Here is an 18,728-nt window from a genome sequence, read left to right as displayed (position 1 = left end):
CATCCTCTCGGATCAGCTGGCGGTGGAACAGTTGAGGCACACGCCCCAGTAAATGATCTCGGCCTCGTCGATCGCGAAGCCGTGATCGTTGGACGCGGTCAGGCAGGGCGCCTCACCGACCGCGCAGTCGACGTCGGCGACGACACCGCACGATCGGCACACGATGTGGTGGTGATTGTCGCCGACCCGCCCCTCGAACAGGGCGGGACTGCCCGGTGGTTCTATACGGCGGACGAGCCCCGCGGTGGTGAGCGCGTGAAGGCCCTCGTACACGGCTTGGAGGGAGATCTGGCCGATACGGTCACGCACTCCCGAGGTGAGTGCCTCGACATCGAGATGGTCACCGTTTCGGACGGTTTCGAGCAGTGCGACACGGGCCGCCGTCACCCGTAGGCCGGCACCTCGCAGCTCCTCGGCGGTGGTCGGGGGCTGGGATGCGGTCATGGCTTCAATATAACCCCATGAACATTAACAGTTCAGGATATTGACTGATTCAACTCTTGGGGGATGCCCCCCGGATGTCCGGGAGCACCTGCGTGTACGTGTTCATGGCGATCACCCTGGACGTCGCACGATCCACGAGCAGCCGGGACGTGGGCCAAAGCGGCACGTGAACTCCCTGTCGCCCACGTCCGGCTCGGTGTCGAGACCTCCGCCGCGCCTTTGGTGCCGCGCACCGGTCGACCTGTGGGTTCAGGTCCCAGCACGAGGGTATGTCGTAGCGCTGCTGATCACGGGGGCTCTGACCTGCGTCATCAGCGCGCATCACCCATAGGCGCATTGGGTTCTTGATGACGGTGGCGCTCTGCCGCCGTCACAACTCAGGGGAGAAACGATGGAGAAGTCCCACCCGGTGAAGGACGCGGTCGGCAGGGTCGTCGACAAGGTGGCCGGCGCCGTGTCCGGCGAGTCGTCCGGTGAGGTGCCCGGCAAGCCGGGAAGCGAGACGCCGTCGCTGGATGAGCCGACCGAGCCTCGGCCGCCCGCGGCGCCGAGCCCGGACCAGAGCGGACCGGATTCGTTCTCCCCGACCGGGCAGCCCGTCGACGTGCCGCCAGCGGCGCGGGCACAGGGTGGTGCGTACCTGACGACGGCCCAGGGGACGCGGCTGCCTGACAGCGACCACTCGCTCAAGGCCGGTCCCCGGGGTCCGGTGCTGCTGCAGGACCACCACCTGCGCGAGAAGATCATGCACTTCGACCACGAGCGCATTCCCGAGCGCGTCGTGCACGCCCGCGGCGCCGCCGCGCACGGCGTCTTCCGCGCCTACGGCAACGCCTCCACCGTCACCAGGGCGGCGTTCCTCGCCGAGGTCGTCGAGACCCCTGTCTTCGTGCGCTTCTCGACCGTGCTGGGGTCGCGCGGGTCGGCCGACACGGTACGCGACACGCGGGGCTTCGCCACCAAGTTCTACACCGGCGAGGGCGTCTTCGACCTGGTGGGCAACAACATCCCGGTGTTCTTCATCCAGGACGCGATCAAGTTTCCCGACGTCATCCACGCGGCCAAGCCGCACCCGGATCGGGAGATCCCCCAGGCCCAGAGCGCGCACGACACGTTCTGGGACTTCGTGTCCCTGCACACCGAGGCCACCCACCACACCATCTGGAACATGTCGGATCGCGGCATTCCCCGCTCGTACCGGACGATGGAGGGCTTCGGCATCCACACCTTCCGGCTGGTCGACGCCGAAGGGGCGACGTCGCTGGTGAAGTTCCACTGGAAGCCCAAGGCCGGGGTGCACTCGCTGCTGTGGGAGGAGGCGCAGCTGATCAACGGCACAGACCCCGACTTCCACCGGCGTGATCTGGCCGACGCCATCGAGGCGGGCGCCTACCCGCAGTGGGAGCTGGGCATCCAGGTCTTCCCCGACACCCCCGAGCAGACCTTCGAGGGCATCGACCTGCTGGATCCGACGAAGATCGTGCCCGAGGAGCTGGCGCCGGTCCAGCCGGTCGGCCTGCTCACCCTGAACGCCAACCCGGCCAACTACTTCGCCGAGACCGAGCAGGTCGCCTTCCATCCCGGTCACCTGGTGCCCGGCATCGACGTCACCGACGACCCGCTGCTGGCGGGGCGGCTGTTCTCCTACCTGGACACCCAGCTCACCCGGCTGGGCGGCCCGAACTTCGGGCAGATCCCGATCAACCGCACCCACGCCCCGGTCAACGACATGCTGCGCGACGGCCTCCACCAGACGGCGGTGCACTCCGGTGTCGCCCCGTACAAGCCCAACTCCCTGGACGGCGGCTGCCCGTTCTTCGCCGGGGCGGCCGAGGGCGGGTACGTGGAGACACCCGTCCAGGTCCCCGCGGCGAGCAAGGTGCGCGAGGCCCCGGCGTCGTTCGCCGACCACTTCAGCCAGCCGCGCCGGTTCTGGCTGAGCCTGACCCCGATCGAGCGCGAGCACGTCATCGCCGCCTACACCTTCGAACTCGGCAAGGTCTACGAGCAGCCGATCAAGGAGCGCACCCTGCGGGCGCTCGCCGAGATCGACCCGTACCTGTGCGCCCAGGTCGCCCAGGGCCTCGGCCTGCCCGCCCCGGCACCGGCGGGCCCGCTGCCGCCGGTCGAGCCCAGCCCCGCCCTGTCCCAGCTCGGCCAGACCTGGCCTGCCACCGGCCGGGTCATCGGCATCGTCGCCGACGAGGGCAGCGACCTGGACGCCGTCCGCGCCGTGCGCCGGACGATCCTGGACGGCGGCATGGTGCCGCTGGTCATCGCTCCGTCCGGTGGCCTGCTCGGCGCCGGCGGCGACGATCCGGTCACCGTACAGCGCACCTTCGCCACCGCCCGCTCCGTGGAGTTCGACGCCGTGGTGCTGGCCGGTGCGCCCGCGCCGGGCAAGGACGCCTACGGCGCCCGGGACGCCAAGGCGGGCGGGGACCTGTCCGCCGCGGCGGGCGTTGATCCGCGGGTGGTGCTGATGCTCGGCGAGGCCTTCCGCCACGCCAAGCCGCTCGGCGGCTGGGGAGACGCCGAGCGGGCGCTGGCCGCCGCGGGCATCGACACCTCGGCACCCGGCGTACTCGTCGCCGACGGCGGCGAGGCGGTGCTGGAGGAGGTTGTCCGGCTGCTGGGACAGCACCGCGTCTGGGACCGCTTCCCCGCCGCGGCCGACATCGCCTGACCGGCTGCCCGCCCGGCCCAGGTCCCGGCATCGCAAAGGGCGACCGGGACCTGGGCCGGGCCTTGTTCTGAGCGACGGGGTGAGATCGCATCAAAAGTCTTCCGCCCCGATGTCTTCGCTCGACGGCGTGTATGGGGATGGGCGAGGGTGTGTTCACGGCCTGCCGAGCACGCTGGATGAAGCCTGTGCGGTTGTGGCCGGGATTTTACGGTGTAGGTGATAGGGGCCCTTCGGCCCTGGTACCCCTGCTCGCCACAGGTCACCCGGAACGAAACCCAAGTGGTGTTTCCCGGGGGTGCATCGGGCACAGCAGTGATATGCACCCAAAAATGGATGATTCGGTCACGGTGACCGCCTGCGAGGATGGGCCGCTGCTCATCCGAGGGCCGTTCACCCTGCTGACTCAGGAGGGGGCCGTCATCGATCCCGGCCGGGCGACGGTGGCGCTGTGCCGCTGCGGTCTGTCCGCGTCCAAGCCGTTGTGCGACGGCTCGCACAAGCGCTCCGGTTTCCGGACGGCGAGCGAGCCCGACACGCCTTTCCGGGCCACGCGCGAGCCAGGGGCGGCGGCCTGAGAGCGCGCCTTGAGGTGGCGGGTGGAGTGGGCGGCGACCGCTATCCGACGCCCGGCGTAGAGAACTCCGCCGCGTAGGAACCGGGTCCCCAGGGCCAGCCAGCTGCAGACGGCCCGCTCCAGCAGCCACACCGGGGCGAACAGAGCGGTGGTGAGGGGGAAGACCTGCCGCCCGCCCGCACGGCGGCGTCCGACCTCGGCCAGGCCCACCGCCAGCCCGGCACCGGCCAGGACCGGTCCCGGGCGCCGCCGCGACAGCGCGACGGCGAGGGCGGGCACGATGGCCAGGAAGAACGCCATGCGGGCCGGTTGCGCGAGATCGTCGTAGGCCTGACGCACCCGCTGGGACCAGAAGTGGCGCGGGCCGGGCGGCAGACGACGGACATAGAGATCGAGGGGACGCTCCTCGCGTCCGCCGTGGGCGCGGACGGTGCGGATGAGTTCGAGGTTCTCGAACAACACGTTCCCGTCGTAGCCGCCCATCGCCAGGAAGGTCGAGCGGCGCACCCCGAACGTGCCCGGGTAGTCGGCGCCGAGGCCGCGGTTGAGCAGGGTACGGGCGCTGTCCCAGCGGGCGTGCCAGGGCATCGGGTCGAAGTGGTTCTGCGGGCGGACCAGGTCGGCTCTCTCCAGCAGGGCGTCGAGGCGGGCCAGTTCGCGCTCGCCGTAGCGCACGTCGTCGTCGGCGATGACCACGTGCTCGGCGCGGGCCCGGCGCAGCCCGGTGATCACCCCGTTGACCTTGCCGTTGGCGAAGCCGAGATCACCGTCGGGGCGTACGTGCAGCGCGAGGCCGTCCCAGCGGCGCGCGTGCCGGGCGAACAACGCGGCCGGGGAGCCGTCGACGACGATGACGCGGACGATGGGGCACAGTCGGCGCAGGTAGGCGGTCAGCTCCTCCAGACCGGCATCGTCATTCCAGCGCAGCGGCAGCACGTAATCCATGTCGAGGTCGGTCTGTGGAGCCATGGATGGGTCTGTCATCGGCTCCCCGCCATCAGTTCCGTCTCGCGCAGTGATGAGATACCGCGTTGCCAGCGATCCAGGACGTGCTCGGCGAAGAGCCTGTCGAGGGTCAGGGCGCAGGCCGCGCCGTACAGGACCTCGCCGGCCCGCGAGGGGTGCTGGCGGACGAAGCCGCCGCACATGTCGTGGGCGGCGATCTGCTCGTGGACGGCGTCGGCCTGCACGTGCTCGTCGTAGAAGCGCCTCGCCGCCTCGTCCCCGCCCAGCCTGCGCAGGCCCAGGGAGTAGAGATGGTTGGGGGCCGAGGAGGTCATCTCGAACGCCGCCAGGTGGCCCAGCAGCGCCCCGAGGTGGCGGCGGTGCAACCCGAACAGCGACATGGTGTTGGAGATCGCCAGCGTGATCGCCGGGACCCGCTCCAGGTAGGCGCCGTAGGAGTCGTCCATGCCCAGCTCGCGCAGGGTGGTCCGAAACAGCTCCGAGTGCATCCGCTCGGCGCGCCCGCCGCCGTACTCGTCGGCCTGGATCTCCACCAGCGCCGCCTTGGGGGCGCCGCTCAGGCGGGGAATTCCCCAGGTGTGCGGGTCGGCCTCCTTGAGGTGGTAGATCGACCGGTGCGCGACGAACTCGCGGAACTGCTCCAGGTCGGCTTGCCTGGCCAAGAAGGCCGACAGGCGGGGCCCCTCGTCGGCGGCGACCAGGTCGGCCAGGGCGCGGCGCATCGGCACCCCCGGGGGCGGGGACGGGCGGGGTACGACTCGCGCGAGGCCGTCCTCGAACCGCCGCTCCAGCGCCTTCCTGACCGCCAGCAGCGACGGCTCCCACTCCCATTCCTCGTCCACGTCCGCGAAGCCCCGGTAGTGCAGTTCGTAGCAGGCGAAGAGCGCGAGCTGGAGATCCTCGTCCTCAACGTCCGGTACCGGGGGTGCGTCGAAGGTGTGGGGCGGACGCCTCAGATGTTCGAAGAGCGAGGCGGTGAAGGGGCCCCGAGGTGTGGGCAGCAGCATCACGATCTCCCCTGACGGCGAAGAAGCTCGGGGAGGAATTCGGCGGCTTCATCATCTTCCGGGTGGGCGTCTTGCTGTGAGGTGGCGCGGCTGGCTCACTCCTGACTCGGCGTCAGTATTGCCACATACGACCTTAAGCGGATTTATCGAACATTCGTGTCGTAAGCCCCTGATGCCCTCTTCTTTCCCGCACTAACCCCGCCGCCGTGCCCGCGGTGAGAAAAGCCACGATCAAGGCGGTCCGTCATCCGCGGTGACGCCCCGACCAGATCGGGATGGATGTGGGCCACGCCTGAGCGGCCTGATTCTCCGCAGGTCGGCCAGCTGGTTAGCCACCGGCATTGCGGGCTGGAGGACCATCATGACGTCCGTCCGCTTGGCCGGGGTCGGCGCAGAGTTGAGAGGTCAAGGCGGTACGGGCCCACTCTTCCCACGTGTCTGGTGACCAGCCGCGGTCGCGGACGAAGATCAAATAGAGCTGCGGGCTGAGCAGGCCGAACAGCAGGTCCGCCGCCATCTCGACGGAGAGGCCAGGACGGGTGTCGGGCTTGCGGGCCAAGGCTTCGGCCGCCGCGTACTGCACGGTGTAACGCGGATCGGGGCCGTCCGGCCACTGTGCGGCGATCTCAGGGTCGGTGGCCGCGGCAGCCGCGATCAGCGGCATGATCGGAGCGACCCGGCCCAGGATCTCGCGGGTGCCGTGGACGTGCGCGCGCAGTTGACCGGCCGCGGTGGGCTCGGCGCACGCGGTGCGAAACCACTCACGTTCCATGGTGGCGACCGGCTCGGTGTCCCCGGCGATGGATGTGTCGACGACGTCCTTGAACAGCGTGCGCTTGTTGTGGAAGACGAAGTAGACCGTCTGGACGGCCACGCCCGCCCGGTCCGCCACTTCCTGCAGGCTCGTCGCCCCGTAACCCTGCGCGACGAACAGCTCGCGAGCCGCCTCGACGATCTTTTCATGGGTACGGCGTGAGCGCTCGGCTCGCTTGTCCGGCCGCTTGACTCTGTCCATCTTGCAAGTGTATCTCTAGATTATGTCACTAGAGTTCAACTCTAATTTATTGGGGAAGACGATGGACCAGCCCAACGCCACCCAGAAGCCCGACCTGGGCTTGATCACAACGCAGCAAGACCAGGAAGAGGAGTCCGTGCACCGCGCACTGGAGGGCTACTACCGCGCCGGCAAGGCGCCGTGGGACACCGGCGTGACGCCGCCCGAACTGGTCGCCCTGGTAGAGGGGCACGGCGCGCTGCCGCCCGGACGCGCCCTCGAGCTCGGCTGCGGCACGGGGACCAACGCCATCTACCTCGCACGGCACGGCTGGGAGGTGACGGCCGTCGACCTGATCGACAGCGCCGTAGGTCAGGCCAGGGAGAAGGCCGAGGCGGCGAGAGTGGCGGTACGCCTCCTGCACGGGGACGCCACCCGCCTCGACGAGCTGGGAGTGCCCGGCCCCTTCGACCTGTTCTTCGACCTGAGCTGCTACTGCGGGATCCCGCTGCACCGCCGCGACGCCTACGCCGCCGGGCTCACCCACCGCGCCGCTCCTGGAGCGCGGTTGCTGATGTTCGGGTACGGCCCCGAGCCGCTCGGCAGCTCGACCACCGAGATCACGTCGTGGGCGGCAGGCGTCACAGCCGACGAGCTCCACTCCAGGTTCCCCGGATGGGAACTACTCGACGTCACACCGGGGACCAACTCGGTGCCGACCTTCTGGTTCACACTGCGCCGCGACGCCTAGCAATCTCCGGTCGCGGATTTCTATAGGTTTGTGGCAAGTTTCACGCCGCCCGAGCAGGTCGAGCTTGGGCGGCGTAATGGTCGACGTGCCGGGTGTCGGCCCTGAGTGCCGCTCGTAGTCCAGGTGGGCGTGATGAAGTCCATCCGGCCCAAGGAGGAGCCGAGTTCTAGGCGGCCGGTGACACGGACCCGAGTGGGGCCCCTGAGGGCAGCGAACCGATTCCGACCCGATCGGTGATCCCCAGGTCGACGCGCATGCCGTGCGAGGTCTCGCATGTCGTCGGTCCGGCGGCGCCGGGGACGCTCACGTCCATCCGTACGCCGGTCGCGGTGTCCGGGCCGTGGTTGGTGACGGTGCCCGTCCAGGTGACGGTCGAGCCCGAGCCGGGCTCGGCCGAGGAGACGGCGTGGGTGATCACGTAATCGGCCCGCGCGCCGGAGGGCGTGACACCGGGGGACGTCAGGCCTTGACGAGCGGACGGGAACATTCCAAGATAGGCAAGGCTTACCTAATTAAGGGAAGCCTTGCCTAAAGGCTGTGTCCAGCCTGACGATGGGAATGCCCTTGAGCATCCTCACCCGGTCCCGTCCTGCTCCCGATCCTCTGGAGGAGCATCGGGCGTCTTCGTCGTTCCTCTTCCGAGCGTTCCGAGCGCCTGGACACACATTTCTGGCCCGTCAGGCGTGCGGTGACCCGCACGCTCGTACCTTCGCGCTCGACCTGCCCGGCGGACGCGTCCCGCCGAACACCATCCCCGGTCCTCGAGCGGGCCACCCGACCGAGGACCGGGAGGGGCCGGCCAGGCGGCTGCCGGAGTCTGCCGAAGACCTGCGTAAGCACGCGTTCGTCGTCGACGCGGTGGGCTACGCGCCGCGTCCCCTCGCCGACGTGCGCTCGCAGAACCGCTCTTTTCGTGACAAGTGAGGCTGAGAAACGATGAAGTTGTGCATGGCGACCGTGTCGATCGGCGGGAGTCTCCCCGAGAAGATCGACGCGATCGGGGCGGCGGGGTTCGACAGCCTGGAACTGCTCGACGACGACCTGCGAAAGTCCGGTATGACGCCGGAGGAGTGCGCTCGCCGCTGCGCCGACCTGGGCCTCACCATCGACCTCTACCAGCCGTTCCGGCGTGCGGAAGGGGTTTCGGGGGACGAGTTCCGGGAGGTCCTGGCCCGCTTCCGGGGGGAGCTCGAGGTGATGCGCAGGCTCGGCGCCGACTCGATCCTGGTGGTGTCCAACACCGACGCGGACGCCGACGGCAGCCGTGACCTGTCGGCGAGCCAGCTGGCCGCCCTGGGGGACACGGCCGCGGAGCACGGGATGACGGTGATGTTCGAGGCCCTGGCCTGGGGCACCCACATCAGCCGGGTCGCCGACGCCTGGGAGACCATCCGGTACGCGGATCACCCGAACGTCGCCCTGGTGGTGGACACGTTCCATCTGAACGCCGCGGGGGAGGACGCGTCGGTGCTGGCGGGGCTGCCGCGTGACTCCGTGGGCTTCCTCCAGGTGGCCGACGCGCCGTGGCTGTCGATGGACGTCATCCTGTGGAGCCGCGGCTACCGGTGCTTCCCGGGGGAGGGGGAGTTCGATGTGCTGACCCCGGTCGCGTCGGCGGTCGCGTCCGGCTACCGCGGACCGCTCTCGCTGGAAATCTTCAACCCCGGATACCGGGAGCGGCCGGCGAGCGAGGTCGCCAAACTCGGCGCCGACTCCCTGCGGCAGCTCGTCGGCGAGCTGGCGAAACGGGCCGCGGGGCCGCTCGTGCCCGGGAGCGGTCACCGCTGAGCTCGGTAGCGATCGAGATACTCGGTCGGCGAGATGCCGAAGTGGCTCTTGAACACGCGGCGGAAGGCGTTCGCGTTCGTGTAGCCGACCCGGTGCGCGACCGCGTCGAGGGCCGCGTTCGAGCGCAGCAGGATGGCGGCCGCCTCCATCCGGTTGCGGATCCGCCACTGCCGCAGCGTCATGCCGGTCTCGGTCTGGAACATCCGCTCGACGGTGCGCACGGAGGTGTGCACCGATTCCGCGAGTTTCTCCACGCCACGGATGTCGCCGGGGTTGAAGCGCAGCGCCTCGGCGATGGCCCGTGCCGGTTCACTGGCCGGCATCGGCAGTACCGCGGACAGCACCGGACTCTCCTCGATCAGGGCGAGGATCTGCCGGGCCAGGTTCGGCGCGGGCTTGATGATCGTGTTCCACGACACCGTATACGCCAGCATGAGCGTCTGCAGATCCCGGTCGACGGTGACCAGGGTGGGTTCGGTCAGCGTGGTGGCGGTGTCGGCGGCCTCGAAGAACAGCGGCATCGTCACCGAGTTGGCCCGGACCGTGAACTCGTGCCGTACGCCGACCGGGATCCACAGCGCGTGCCCGTCCGTCAGCGTACGGCCGCCGCCGCCGACGATGAGGTCGGTGTCCCCGCAGACCTGCCACAGCAGGACGTGCAGGTGCTCCTCGTGCTGCTCGGGGACGGTGACCGCCGGCATCCAGATACGCCAGGGCGTGGCCGCGTCACCGTACGTGCGCTGAGACATTGCACCAGCCTCGGGTTCGGTTCTGTCGCATTCTGCGCGACGTCTGTCGGAAACAGTGCACAGCAATAAGTTAGGTTCGCCTAACCTTATTCCGGGCGCATGCCGCGTACACACCGGACGGCGTAGCCAGATCATCGAGAGGCCCCCATGACCAGCTCCATATTCCGCCGCGGCAGGCGGTGGCGCCTGACCCCCGCCATCGCGCTGGCGGCGCTCCTCGCCCTCACCGGCTGCGCTTCGACAGACACCGGCGCCAGGAACGAGCCGACGACCGGCCCGGCGAGCAGCGAGCCGAGCAGCGAGCCGGTGGGCCTGCTCCCGGCGGCCGAGGGCACCACGACGTACCCGCTGACGCTGACGACCTGGGCGGGGGAGTCGACCCTCCAGAAGCGCCCCGAGCGGATCGCCGTCGTCGGCATGTCCCCCAACATGGACGCGCTCCAGTCGCTCAATGTGACTCCGGTCTACGCCCTCACCGAGGACCCCGTCGTCGGGTGGCGCGACAACGCCTGGGCGCAGAAGATCGAGAAGGTGGACACCGCCACCCGCAAGGACGCGATCAACTTCGAGGGCATCGCCGCGACGAACCCCGATCTGATCGTCGCCGTGGGCACGATCGTCGAGAAGCCCGACTTCCAGAAACTGGCCGACATCGCGCCGGTGCTCGAAACCGAGAAGGAAGGCGAGATCCCCTGGCAGGACCTGCAGCGTCTGGTCGGTAAGACCCTGGACCTCGGTGCCGCCGCCGACAAGGTGGTCACCTCGGCCGAGCAGACGATCGCCGAGGTCGCCACCGCGCACCCGCAGTTCGCCGGCAAGACCATCACCATCGCCAACGACTACGGCCCCCAGTACGGCCTGTCCTACTACACCGTGGCCGGCAGCATCACCGAAGGTGTCATGACCAACCTGGGGTTCACGGCGAACCCCAACGCGAAGAAGTTCGTCGACGAGGACGTGGTCCCCGACGAGAACCTGGGCCTGCTGGACGCCGACCTGCTGGTGGTCGTCTACAGCAGCGAGGCGATCCGGAAGGCCCGCGAGGCAAAGCCCCTCTTCAAGGCGCTCAAGCCGGTGACCGAGGGCCGTTACGTCGCGCTCACCCTGGTGGAGGGCGACCCGACCAAGCTCACGAACGCCGCCGGACAGCAGGTGGAGAACGTGACCTGGATGCTGCGGATGGGCGCCAGCGCGACCAGCCTGCCCTGGGGCGTCAAGGTGATCGCCGACCAGTGGCTGGCCGGCGCCAAGCTGTCCTGACCAAAGACCGCAAGGGGTACGGGATCAGGGCCGCGGCGGTCCCGATCCCGTACCCGACCGCTACCCGCGAGGGAAGACCGTGCCGCCAACCTCCACGCACCGGCCGCCCGCGAAGGCCACCCTCCCGGACGCCGCCCCCGACCCGTCGTCGCATCGCCGCCGCGTGGTGGGGCTGCTGGTCATCCTGGCGGCCCTCGGGATCGCCGGGCTGTTCAGCGTCGCGTTCGGCGCCAACCCGCTGTCGCCCGTGAAGGCGTGGGGGGTGCTGTGGGAACGGGACGGGACCGAGGCGTCCCACATCGTCTGGACCGTCCGGCTGCCCCGCACCCTGCTCGGCGTTCTCACCGGCGCGGCGTTCGGGGTGGCGGGCGCGCTCATCCAGGCGCTGACCCGCAACCCGCTGGCCGACCCCGGCATCCTGGGCGTCAACGCCGGCGCCGGATTCGCCATCACCGCCGGAGTCGGGCTCTTCGGCCTGACCAGCGTCAACGGCTACGTCTGGTTCGCCTTCCTCGGCGCGGCGGCGGCGACGGTCCTGGTCTTCCTGATCGGCTCGGCCGGGCGCGGGTCGATCTCGCCGGTGACGCTCGTGCTGGCGGGGGTGGCGCTGGGCGCGGTGCTCGGCGGGCTCTCCACGTTCCTGACGTTGATCAACGAGGAGACGTTCCGGGCGATGCGCAGCTGGGGACTCGGCTCGATCGCGCGCACCGGCCCGGACGAGATCCTCGCCGTACTGCCGTTCCTCGTGCTCGGCCTGACGATCGCGATCCTGCTCGCCGGGTCGCTGAACTCCATCGCGCTCGGTGACGACCTGGCGGCCTCGCTGGGCACCAAGGTCGGGCGCACCCGGGTCCTGGGGATCGTCGCGGTCACCCTGCTGGCCGGTGGCGCGACCGCGCTGACCGGCGGGATCGGATTCGTCGGGCTGATGGTGCCGCACGTCGTCCGCTGGTCCACCGGCCCGGACCAGCGGTGGATCATCCTGTACTCGGCCCTGGCCGCCCCGGTCCTGGTGCTGGCGGCGGACGTCGTCGGACGGGTGATCGCCCGCCCCGGAGAGATCGAGGTGGGCATCGTGACCGCGGTGATCGGGGCGCCGGTGCTGATCGCGCTGGTGCGGCGACGGATCGCGAGCGGGTTGTGAGCGCGGGCCGCGTCGCGTTCGGGTACCGCACCCAGACCCTGCGATCACGCCTGCTCTCCGGCCGCGTGGGCATCCGGTCGCTGGTGGTGTCGGCTGTCCTGTTCCTGACCTCTCTGGGCCTGGCCACCGTCGCTCTCACCCACGGCGACTACCCGCTCACCCTCCAGCAGGTGTTCGCGGCGCTCACCGGCGCCGAGCAGGGTTTCGAGCGGACCGTCGTCCTCACGTGGCGGCTGCCGATCGTGATCGCCGCCGTCGTCTTCGGAGCGCTGCTCGGCATCGGCGGAGCGATCTTCCAATCGTTGACCCGCAACCCCCTCGGTTCCCCCGACGTGATCGGGTTCGACGCCGGCTCGTACACCGCGGTCGTGGTCACCATCCTGGTGATCGGGACGGGCGGCCACTGGTCGATCGCCTTCGCGGCGATCACCGGGGGGATGGCGACCGCGTTCGTGGTCTACGTCCTGTCCTACCGGCGCGGCGTCCAGGGCTTCCGGCTGATCATCGTCGGTATCGGCGTCTCGGCGATGCTCGGCTCGCTGAACTCCTACCTCATCTCCCGCGCCGAGATCGAGGACGCGATGACCGTGGGGTTCTGGGGCGCCGGCTCCATCGGCCGCGTCACCTGGGCCCCGCTGATCCCGGCCCTGGCGGTCGCGGCGGCGATCGTCGTCTCGGCGGCCCTGCTCGCACCCGCGATGCGGCGTCTGGAGCTGGGCGACGACGCCGCCGTCACGCTGGGCACCCGTCCCGGACCGGTCCGGCTGGGGCTGATCGTGACGGGCGTCGCGACGGCGGCGGTGGTCACCGCCGTCGCCGGACCGATCGGCTTCATCGCCCTGGCGGCACCCCAGCTCGCCCGCAGGCTGACCCGCTCGGCCGGGGTGAGCCTGCCGGCCTCGGCCGGGATGGGAGCCACCCTGCTGGCCGGTGCCCACCTGCTCTCCCTGCTCATCGCCCAGGCGTACCGGCCGGTGCCGGTCGGGCTGATCACGGTGTGCCTGGGCGGCTGCTACCTGATCTGGCTGCTGATCCGCGAAACCCGCCAACGATACGGGCTCACCCTGTGAGTCCCGCGCAACCCGCGAAGGACGAGATGAAGGACTCACCCGGAACGGCGGACCCCGCGGCCGGCCATCCCCGTGTCGTCGTCGATGACGCCACCATCGGTTACGACAAACGCACCGTCTCGGACCGGCTGTCCGTGGCGATCCCGGACGGGTCGTTCACCGCGATCATCGGCCCCAACGGCTGCGGCAAGTCCACCCTGCTGCGGGCGCTCGCCCGGGTGCTCACTCCCAGCAGCGGGACGGTGCTGCTCGACGGCAAGGCGATCGGCGCCTACAAATCCAAGGAGGTCGCCCGCCGGCTCGGGCTGCTGCCCCAGACGTCGCTCGCCCCGGAGGGCATCCGGGTGGCCGATCTCGTGGCCCGGGGCCGGGCGCCGTACCAGAACCTGATCCACCAGTGGCGCCCGTCCGACGAGGACGCCGTGGTGGCGGCACTGGCGGCGACCCGCCTGACCGAGCTGTCGGGGCGGCTGGTGGACGAGCTGTCGGGAGGGCAGCGACAGCGGGTGTGGGTGGCGATGCTGCTGGCCCAGGACACCCCGATCATGCTTCTCGACGAGCCCACCACGTTCCTGGACATCGCCCATCAGTACGAGCTGATGGAACTGTTCCGCACCTTCCACGACCAGGGCAAGACCATCGTCTGCGTGCTGCACGACCTCAACCAGGCCGCCCGCTACGCCGACCATCTGATCGTCATGCGCGACGGGCGGATCATCACCGCCGGGGCGCCGCGCGACGTCATCACCGCCGAGCTCGTCGAGGCCGTGTTCGGACTGCGGGCCCTCGTGGCGCCCGACCCGGTCACCGGCACCCCCAGCGTCATCCCCCTCGACCCCCGCACGGCGGCGGTCCACCCGGTGGAGCCGCACGACCCCGGCACCGACCACGAACCATCATCACCGCGCCGACAGGAGAGCACCCGATGAATCGCGACAACCTCCCGAGGTTCAGCGGCCCAAACCGGACCGGTGAACTTCAGTTCAACTACATGGACCGGCTCGTCCGCCGTGACCTGCGGGTGGCGCGCGCCGAGGACATCACGCCGCGCTACCGGCGCGTCGTGCTCGTGGGCGACGACCTCGCCGACGGGTTCCCGATCGCGCGCTTCGCCCCCGACCACGTCCGGGTGTTCTTCCCCCACCCCGAGACCGGCGAGCTGGTGGCACCGCGCGAGCAGCCCGACGGCAGCTGGCCCAACGAGGGCGGCACCGGCGACCCGATCCACCGCGACTACACCGTACGGGCCTGGGACCCCGAGGCACGTGAGCTGTCGCTCGACTTCGTCCTGCACGGCCACGGCTTCGCCAGCCAGTGGGCGAGCCGGGCCACGGCCGGAGACCCGCTGGTGGTCAACGGCCCGAGCTCGAACTGGCTGCTCCCGGAGAACTACCCGCACTACCTGGCCCTGGGCGACGAGACCGCCCTGCCGGCCATCGCGCGGATCATCGCCGAGGCGCCCGCCGAAGCCCACGTCACGGCCCTGATCGAAATCCCGGACGCCGGAGAGCGGCAGGAGCTGACGGGCGAGGCCAAGATCGACCTGCGCTGGATCCACCGCGACTCCGCCCCGGTGGGCGAGGGACACCTCAGCGCCCTGGAGACCGCGCTCCGCGCGTGGCGGCCCCCGGCCGACCCGAGCGCCCTGTTCGCGTTCGCGGCGGGGGAGACGGAGTCCGTCAAGCCGATCCGGCGCTACCTGCGCAACGAGCTCGGCCTGACCAAGGACCAGGTCGTCGTCGACGGGTACTGGAGACGCGGCGTGGGCGGCTTCGACCACCACGACGCCGACATCGATGACAACTGACGCGCCGGCGGGTCGGAGGTGGGGCCGGTTCGAGGCCCCCGCCGTTCCCGACGACGAACCGCGGCTACGCGTCGACCCGGCCTGGTCACCGGCCCGGCTGACCCGGGCGATCATCGCCTCGGCCTGGAGATACGTCCTGGCGGGTGCCTGCCTGCGGACGCTGTACAACGTCACGAGCGTGCTGCTGCCCGTCACCGTCGGCAAGCTGATCGACGACGTCGTGGCTCCGGCGACCAGGGGCGCGAGCGCCCAGGAGATCGCCTGGCCGCTGGCCGGCTGGACGGGCGCGCTCATCGGCCTGTACGCGCTGATGAACCTCGGCTTCCGCTTCGGCGGACGCCTGGGGTGGTACGGGGTGCAGCGCGCGCAGTTCGAGTTGTCCCAGCACACCCTGAGACGGGTGCTCGACGAGCGCGATCTGGGCGCGGCCGCGCACCCGCCGGGCCGCCTGCTGTCGCTGACGACGTCCGACACCTTCCAGGCGTGTCAGTCGATATACGTCACGGTCTACCCGCCCGGCGAACTGATCGGGCTGCTGGCCGCGGCGGGTGTGCTGTTCTGGGTGCATCCCGCCCTCGGCATCGGGGTCGTCCTGGTGCTGCCCGTCGTCCTGGGACTGATGCACCTGGCCGCCTATCCGCTCCGCCGGCGCAGCAAGGACGAGCGGGCCGGTCTCGCCGACGCCGCCGCCGAGGCCGCCGACCTGGTCGCCGGCTTCCGGGTCGTCCAGGGCCTGCACGCCCAGCGCACCGCCACCGACCGGTACCGGAAGGTCAGCCGGGACGCGCTGCGGGCGAGCCTGGCGGCCCGGTCCGTGGAGGCGGCGTTCGACGGCGCCAGCGCCGCGATCGGCAACCTGTTCGCCGCCGGGGTCACCGTCGCGGCCGCGCTGCTGGCCTTCGGCGGGCAGATCACCGTGGGGCAGGTGGTCATGGTGTCGTCGATCGCCATCACCCTGATCGCCCCGCTCGACGCGCTGATCTCCGTACAGGGATCGATCTGGGCCATGTCGCAGGCCTCCGCGGAACGCGTGCTCGACCTGCTCGCCTCCCCCCGGAGGACGACCGTCCCGGAGACCGCCGCGCCCGGCCGCGCCGAGGCGCCGGCCCTGGAGTTCCGGCACCTCGCCCTGCCCGACGGCATGACCCTGGACGGGCGGGTCGATCCGGGCGAGTTCGTCGTCCTCGACCTGCCCCATGCCGCCCGCAGGGGCCTCGGCGACCTGCTGACGCTGCGGGCCACACCCGCCGCCGGAGAGATCACCTTCGCCGGCCTGCCGCCCGCGGAGCACTCCTCGGTCCGCTGGCGCGAGCGGGCGCTCATCGCCCCGCACACCCCGGCGCTCCTGCCCGGGACGGTGCTGGACAACGTCCGCGCCACCGGCGACGAGCCGGTCCCGGCCGACGCCGCGCGGGCGGCCCTGGAGGTGGCGGCGCTGGCCGCCACGGAGCTGCCCGACGGATACGACACGGCGGTGGGCTACGGCGGATGGCAGCTGTCCGGCGGGCAGCGCCAGCGCGTCGCCCTGGCCCGCGCGGTCGCCGCCGACCCCGAACTGCTGGTGCTCGACGAGCCCACCACCTCGGTGGACGCGGTCACCGAGCACGCGATCGCCACCGCCGTCCGGGCCCGCCGGGCCGGGCGGACCACCCTCGTGCTGACCTCGGCGCCGGCCTTCCGGGCGGTCGCCGACCGGGTCGTCACCGTCGGACGCGAAACGAGGATCGATGTCTGAGCCGGTCACCGCTGACGCGCGCGGGATGCTGCCGGTCGCCTCGGGCCGCACGGTCGCGATCCGCGTCTGGCGGATGCTCGCCGGTCGCCGCCTGGCGCTGTGCGGGCTCGCGGCGCTCTTCCTGGTCGAGGCGGGCCTCGCGCTCGTCTTCCCTCTGGTGATCGGCGACCTGGTCGACACCGTGCAGACCGCCGGCGGATCCGGCGTGCCGGGGTCGTTCTGGTGGCAGCTCGCGCTGCTCGCCGCGACCTCGGTGGTCGCCGGGGCGGTGGCCTGGGTCGCGATCCGCGCGCTGGCCCGGTTGGCCGAAACGGTCGTCGCCGAGCTGCGGGAACGCTACGTCGGGGCGGCGCTGGATCTGCCTCGGGCCACGATCGAGGCCGCCGGCACCGGTGACGTGGTCACCCGCGCGTCCGACGACATCGCGCAGATCTCCGGCACGCTGCCCGACGTGCTGCCCCGGCTGACCGTCTCGATCCTGACCATGACCCTGGTCGCGGGCACCCTCGCCGTGCTCGACCCCTGGTTCCTGGTGGGCTTCGCCCTCACCGTCCCGCTGTACGCCCTCACCGTACGGTGGTACCTGCGCACGGCACCGGGCGTCTACGTCGCCGAGCGTGCCGCGGAGTCCGCCCGGGGACACGACGTCCTCGGCACCCTGACCCAGCTGCCGACGGTGACGGCGCATCGGCTCGAACACCGTCAGCTGGCCCGGATCAAGGAGGCGACCTGGCTGACCGTCAGGTGGGCGATGCGCACCCGGATCGTCCAGAACCGGCTGTTCGGCCATCTCAACGTCGCCGAACTCCTCGGGTTGCTCGCCGTGCTCGGCATCGGTGTCCGGCTCGCCCTCACCGGCGCGACGACGACCGGTGAGGTCACCGCCGCGGCCCTGCTGTACCTGCGCACCATGGCCCCCATCGCGGAACTGCTGTTCCTGATGGACGAACTCCAGTCGGCCCTCGCCTCCCTCGGGCGCATCATCGGCGTCACCACCGCCCGCGCGGACGCCGCCGACGACGCGGAGAGCGGCGCCGGGACGGGAACCGGCCCGGCCGTCGAGCTGGCCGGCGTGCATTTCGCGTACCGGCCGGGCCGTCCCGTGCTCTCCGGAATCCACACCCGCATCGAACACGGCACGACGCTCGCCGTGGTCGGCCCCACCGGATCCGGCAAATCCACCCTGGCCGCCCTGGTCGCCGGCGTGCACCACCCCACGGCGGGCGACGTCGTCCGACGGGTCGATCCACGGCGGATCGTCACCGTCACCCAGGAGACGCACGTGTTCTCCGGCACCGTACGCGACAATCTCACCCTCGCCGCGCCCGACGCCACCGACGACGAGGTGGTCACGGCGCTGAAGCGGGTCGGCGCCGACCACATCGTCGCGTCGCTGCCCGACGGCCTCGACACCGAGGTGGGCGACGGCGGACACGCCGTCACGGCCGCGCAGGCGCAACACCTCGCCCTGGCGCGACTGGCGCTCGCCGACCCGCTCCTGGTCATCCTGGACGAGGCCACCGCGGAGGCGGACACGGCCGACACCGCCGTGCTCGACCGGGCGACGGCCACCGTGACGGAGGGCCGGGCCGCTCTCGTCATCGCCCACCGGCTCTCCCAGGCCCGCGCCGCGGACCGGATCCTCGTACTGGAGGACGGACGCCTGGTGGAGAGCGGCGCCCATGACGACCTGGTCGCCGCGGGCGGCCGGTACGCCGGCCTCTGGGCGGCCTGGGAGGCCGGCCGGCGGTGA

General features: G+C 70.9%; 17 protein-coding genes and 1 pseudogene. 12 read left to right on the top strand and 6 right to left on the bottom strand.

The features are described from left to right. Nucleotides 1–12: 12 nt before the first annotated feature. Nucleotides 13–444 (bottom strand): Fur family transcriptional regulator, encoded by a 432-nt coding sequence (locus tag ABD817_RS36415; RefSeq protein ID WP_344922980.1) that lies wholly within the window; start codon nucleotides 442–444, stop codon nucleotides 13–15. Between the two features lie 391 nt (nucleotides 445–835). On the opposite strand from ABD817_RS36415, the gene ABD817_RS36410 reads away from it, so the two are divergent. Both ABD817_RS36410 and ABD817_RS36405 read left to right on the top strand, forming a co-directional pair. Continuing rightward, complete coding sequence (locus ABD817_RS36410; RefSeq protein WP_344922979.1) at nucleotides 836–3,130, top strand: catalase; 2,295 nt, start codon at nucleotides 836–838, stop codon at nucleotides 3,128–3,130. Between the two features lie 131 nt (nucleotides 3,131–3,261). Continuing rightward, nucleotides 3,262–3,570, top strand: a pseudogene (locus tag ABD817_RS36405) (hypothetical protein); the annotation flags it as partial. On the opposite strand, the gene ABD817_RS36400 reads toward ABD817_RS36405, so the two are convergent. From ABD817_RS36400 to ABD817_RS36390, 3 genes are all read right to left on the bottom strand, one after another. Next, entirely contained in the window at nucleotides 3,534–4,673 is a 1,140-nt protein-coding gene (locus ABD817_RS36400; RefSeq protein ID WP_344922978.1) for a glycosyltransferase family 2 protein, read from the bottom strand. The pseudogene ABD817_RS36405 and the gene ABD817_RS36400 sit on opposite strands and share 37 nt — an antisense overlap. 11 nt (nucleotides 4,674–4,684) lie before the next feature. Further along, nucleotides 4,685–5,677: an iron-containing redox enzyme family protein gene (locus tag ABD817_RS36395; protein ID WP_344922977.1), complete on the bottom strand. Its 993-nt coding sequence runs from the start codon at nucleotides 5,675–5,677 to the stop codon at nucleotides 4,685–4,687. Nucleotides 5,678–6,005: 328 nt separating this feature from the next. Next, nucleotides 6,006–6,692, bottom strand: a complete 687-nt coding sequence (locus tag ABD817_RS36390; RefSeq protein WP_344922976.1) for a TetR/AcrR family transcriptional regulator — start codon at nucleotides 6,690–6,692, stop codon at nucleotides 6,006–6,008. A 61-nt stretch (nucleotides 6,693–6,753) separates the two neighbouring features. Here ABD817_RS36390 and ABD817_RS36385 point away from each other — a divergent pair, with 61 nt between their 5' ends. Further along, complete coding sequence (locus tag ABD817_RS36385) at nucleotides 6,754–7,422, top strand: class I SAM-dependent methyltransferase (protein ID WP_344922975.1); 669 nt, start codon at nucleotides 6,754–6,756, stop codon at nucleotides 7,420–7,422. Nucleotides 7,423–7,588: 166 nt separating this feature from the next. Here the strand turns inward: ABD817_RS36385 and ABD817_RS36380 are convergent, their stop codons facing one another. Then, complete coding sequence (locus ABD817_RS36380) at nucleotides 7,589–7,840, bottom strand: hypothetical protein (protein WP_344922974.1); 252 nt, start codon at nucleotides 7,838–7,840, stop codon at nucleotides 7,589–7,591. A gap of 146 nt (nucleotides 7,841–7,986) precedes the next feature. Here ABD817_RS36380 and ABD817_RS36375 point away from each other — a divergent pair, with 146 nt between their 5' ends. Together ABD817_RS36375 and ABD817_RS36370 are read left to right on the top strand one after the other, a co-directional pair. After that, nucleotides 7,987–8,346, top strand: coding sequence for a hypothetical protein (locus ABD817_RS36375; RefSeq protein ID WP_344922973.1), 360 nt, complete (start codon nucleotides 7,987–7,989; stop codon nucleotides 8,344–8,346). 24 nt (nucleotides 8,347–8,370) lie between these two features. After that, nucleotides 8,371–9,210 carry a sugar phosphate isomerase/epimerase family protein gene (locus tag ABD817_RS36370; RefSeq protein WP_344922972.1) on the top strand — a complete coding sequence of 280 codons (840 nt, stop codon included), beginning with the start codon at nucleotides 8,371–8,373 and terminating at the stop codon, nucleotides 9,208–9,210. Here the strand turns inward: ABD817_RS36370 and ABD817_RS36365 are convergent. Continuing rightward, complete coding sequence (locus ABD817_RS36365; RefSeq protein ID WP_344922971.1) at nucleotides 9,201–9,959, bottom strand: AraC family transcriptional regulator; 759 nt, start codon at nucleotides 9,957–9,959, stop codon at nucleotides 9,201–9,203. The two genes, ABD817_RS36370 and ABD817_RS36365, sit on opposite strands and share 10 nt — an antisense overlap. A gap of 147 nt (nucleotides 9,960–10,106) precedes the next feature. Here ABD817_RS36365 and ABD817_RS36360 point away from each other — a divergent pair, with 147 nt between their 5' ends. The 7 genes from ABD817_RS36360 (at nucleotide 10,107) to ABD817_RS36330 (ending at nucleotide 18,728) form a co-directional block, all read left to right on the top strand. After that, nucleotides 10,107–11,219 carry an ABC transporter substrate-binding protein gene (locus ABD817_RS36360; protein WP_344922970.1) on the top strand — a complete coding sequence of 371 codons (1,113 nt, stop codon included), beginning with the start codon at nucleotides 10,107–10,109 and terminating at the stop codon, nucleotides 11,217–11,219. A gap of 79 nt (nucleotides 11,220–11,298) precedes the next feature. After that, nucleotides 11,299–12,363, top strand: coding sequence for a FecCD family ABC transporter permease (locus ABD817_RS36355; protein ID WP_344922969.1), 1,065 nt, complete (start codon nucleotides 11,299–11,301; stop codon nucleotides 12,361–12,363). Then, entirely contained in the window at nucleotides 12,360–13,433 is a 1,074-nt protein-coding gene (locus ABD817_RS36350; RefSeq protein ID WP_344922968.1) for a FecCD family ABC transporter permease, read from the top strand. Before ABD817_RS36355 ends, ABD817_RS36350 begins: the two co-directional genes overlap by 4 nt. A 26-nt stretch (nucleotides 13,434–13,459) precedes the next feature. Beyond that, the gene (locus ABD817_RS36345) at nucleotides 13,460–14,362 is read left to right on the top strand and encodes an ABC transporter ATP-binding protein (protein WP_344922967.1); all 903 of its coding nucleotides are present in this window, start codon (nucleotides 13,460–13,462) and stop codon (nucleotides 14,360–14,362) included. After that, a complete protein-coding gene (locus ABD817_RS36340; RefSeq protein ID WP_344922966.1) occupies nucleotides 14,359–15,240 on the top strand; it encodes a siderophore-interacting protein in 882 nt (293 codons plus the stop codon). Before ABD817_RS36345 ends, ABD817_RS36340 begins: the two co-directional genes overlap by 4 nt. Beyond that, on the top strand, nucleotides 15,230–16,975 hold the full coding sequence (locus tag ABD817_RS36335) for an ABC transporter transmembrane domain-containing protein (RefSeq protein WP_344922965.1): 1,746 nt from the start codon (nucleotides 15,230–15,232) through the stop codon (nucleotides 16,973–16,975). The genes ABD817_RS36340 and ABD817_RS36335 overlap by 11 nt, the downstream gene beginning before the upstream one ends. Beyond that, complete coding sequence (locus ABD817_RS36330) at nucleotides 16,968–18,728, top strand: ABC transporter ATP-binding protein (RefSeq protein ID WP_344922964.1); 1,761 nt, start codon at nucleotides 16,968–16,970, stop codon at nucleotides 18,726–18,728. Before ABD817_RS36335 ends, ABD817_RS36330 begins: the two co-directional genes overlap by 8 nt.

Origin of the sequence: Streptosporangium oxazolinicum, assembly GCF_039537505.1 — a bacterium.
In the GTDB taxonomy this organism is placed as follows: Bacteria; Actinomycetota; Actinomycetes; order Streptosporangiales; family Streptosporangiaceae; genus Streptosporangium; species Streptosporangium oxazolinicum.
This window is presented reverse-complemented; position numbering and strand designations above follow the sequence as displayed.

What these genes read in the sequence shown, in the direction of transcription:
- ABD817_RS36415 (WP_344922980.1), bottom strand. Translation starts at nt 444, where the DNA reads ATGACCGCATCCCAGCCCCCGACCACCGCCGAGGAGCTGCGAGGTGCC.
- ABD817_RS36410 (WP_344922979.1), top strand. Translation starts at nt 836, where the DNA reads ATGGAGAAGTCCCACCCGGTGAAGGACGCGGTCGGCAGGGTCGTCGAC.
- ABD817_RS36400 (WP_344922978.1), bottom strand. Translation starts at nt 4,673, where the DNA reads ATGGCTCCACAGACCGACCTCGACATGGATTACGTGCTGCCGCTGCGC.
- ABD817_RS36395 (WP_344922977.1), bottom strand. Translation starts at nt 5,677, where the DNA reads ATGCTGCTGCCCACACCTCGGGGCCCCTTCACCGCCTCGCTCTTCGAA.
- ABD817_RS36390 (WP_344922976.1), bottom strand. Translation starts at nt 6,692, where the DNA reads ATGGACAGAGTCAAGCGGCCGGACAAGCGAGCCGAGCGCTCACGCCGT.
- ABD817_RS36385 (WP_344922975.1), top strand. Translation starts at nt 6,754, where the DNA reads ATGGACCAGCCCAACGCCACCCAGAAGCCCGACCTGGGCTTGATCACA.
- ABD817_RS36370 (WP_344922972.1), top strand. Translation starts at nt 8,371, where the DNA reads ATGGCGACCGTGTCGATCGGCGGGAGTCTCCCCGAGAAGATCGACGCG.
- ABD817_RS36365 (WP_344922971.1), bottom strand. Translation starts at nt 9,959, where the DNA reads ATGTCTCAGCGCACGTACGGTGACGCGGCCACGCCCTGGCGTATCTGG.
- ABD817_RS36360 (WP_344922970.1), top strand. Translation starts at nt 10,107, where the DNA reads ATGACCAGCTCCATATTCCGCCGCGGCAGGCGGTGGCGCCTGACCCCC.
- ABD817_RS36345 (WP_344922967.1), top strand. Translation starts at nt 13,460, where the DNA reads ATGAAGGACTCACCCGGAACGGCGGACCCCGCGGCCGGCCATCCCCGT.
- ABD817_RS36340 (WP_344922966.1), top strand. Translation starts at nt 14,359, where the DNA reads ATGAATCGCGACAACCTCCCGAGGTTCAGCGGCCCAAACCGGACCGGT.
- ABD817_RS36335 (WP_344922965.1), top strand. Translation starts at nt 15,230, where the DNA reads ATGACAACTGACGCGCCGGCGGGTCGGAGGTGGGGCCGGTTCGAGGCC.
- ABD817_RS36330 (WP_344922964.1), top strand. Translation starts at nt 16,968, where the DNA reads ATGTCTGAGCCGGTCACCGCTGACGCGCGCGGGATGCTGCCGGTCGCC.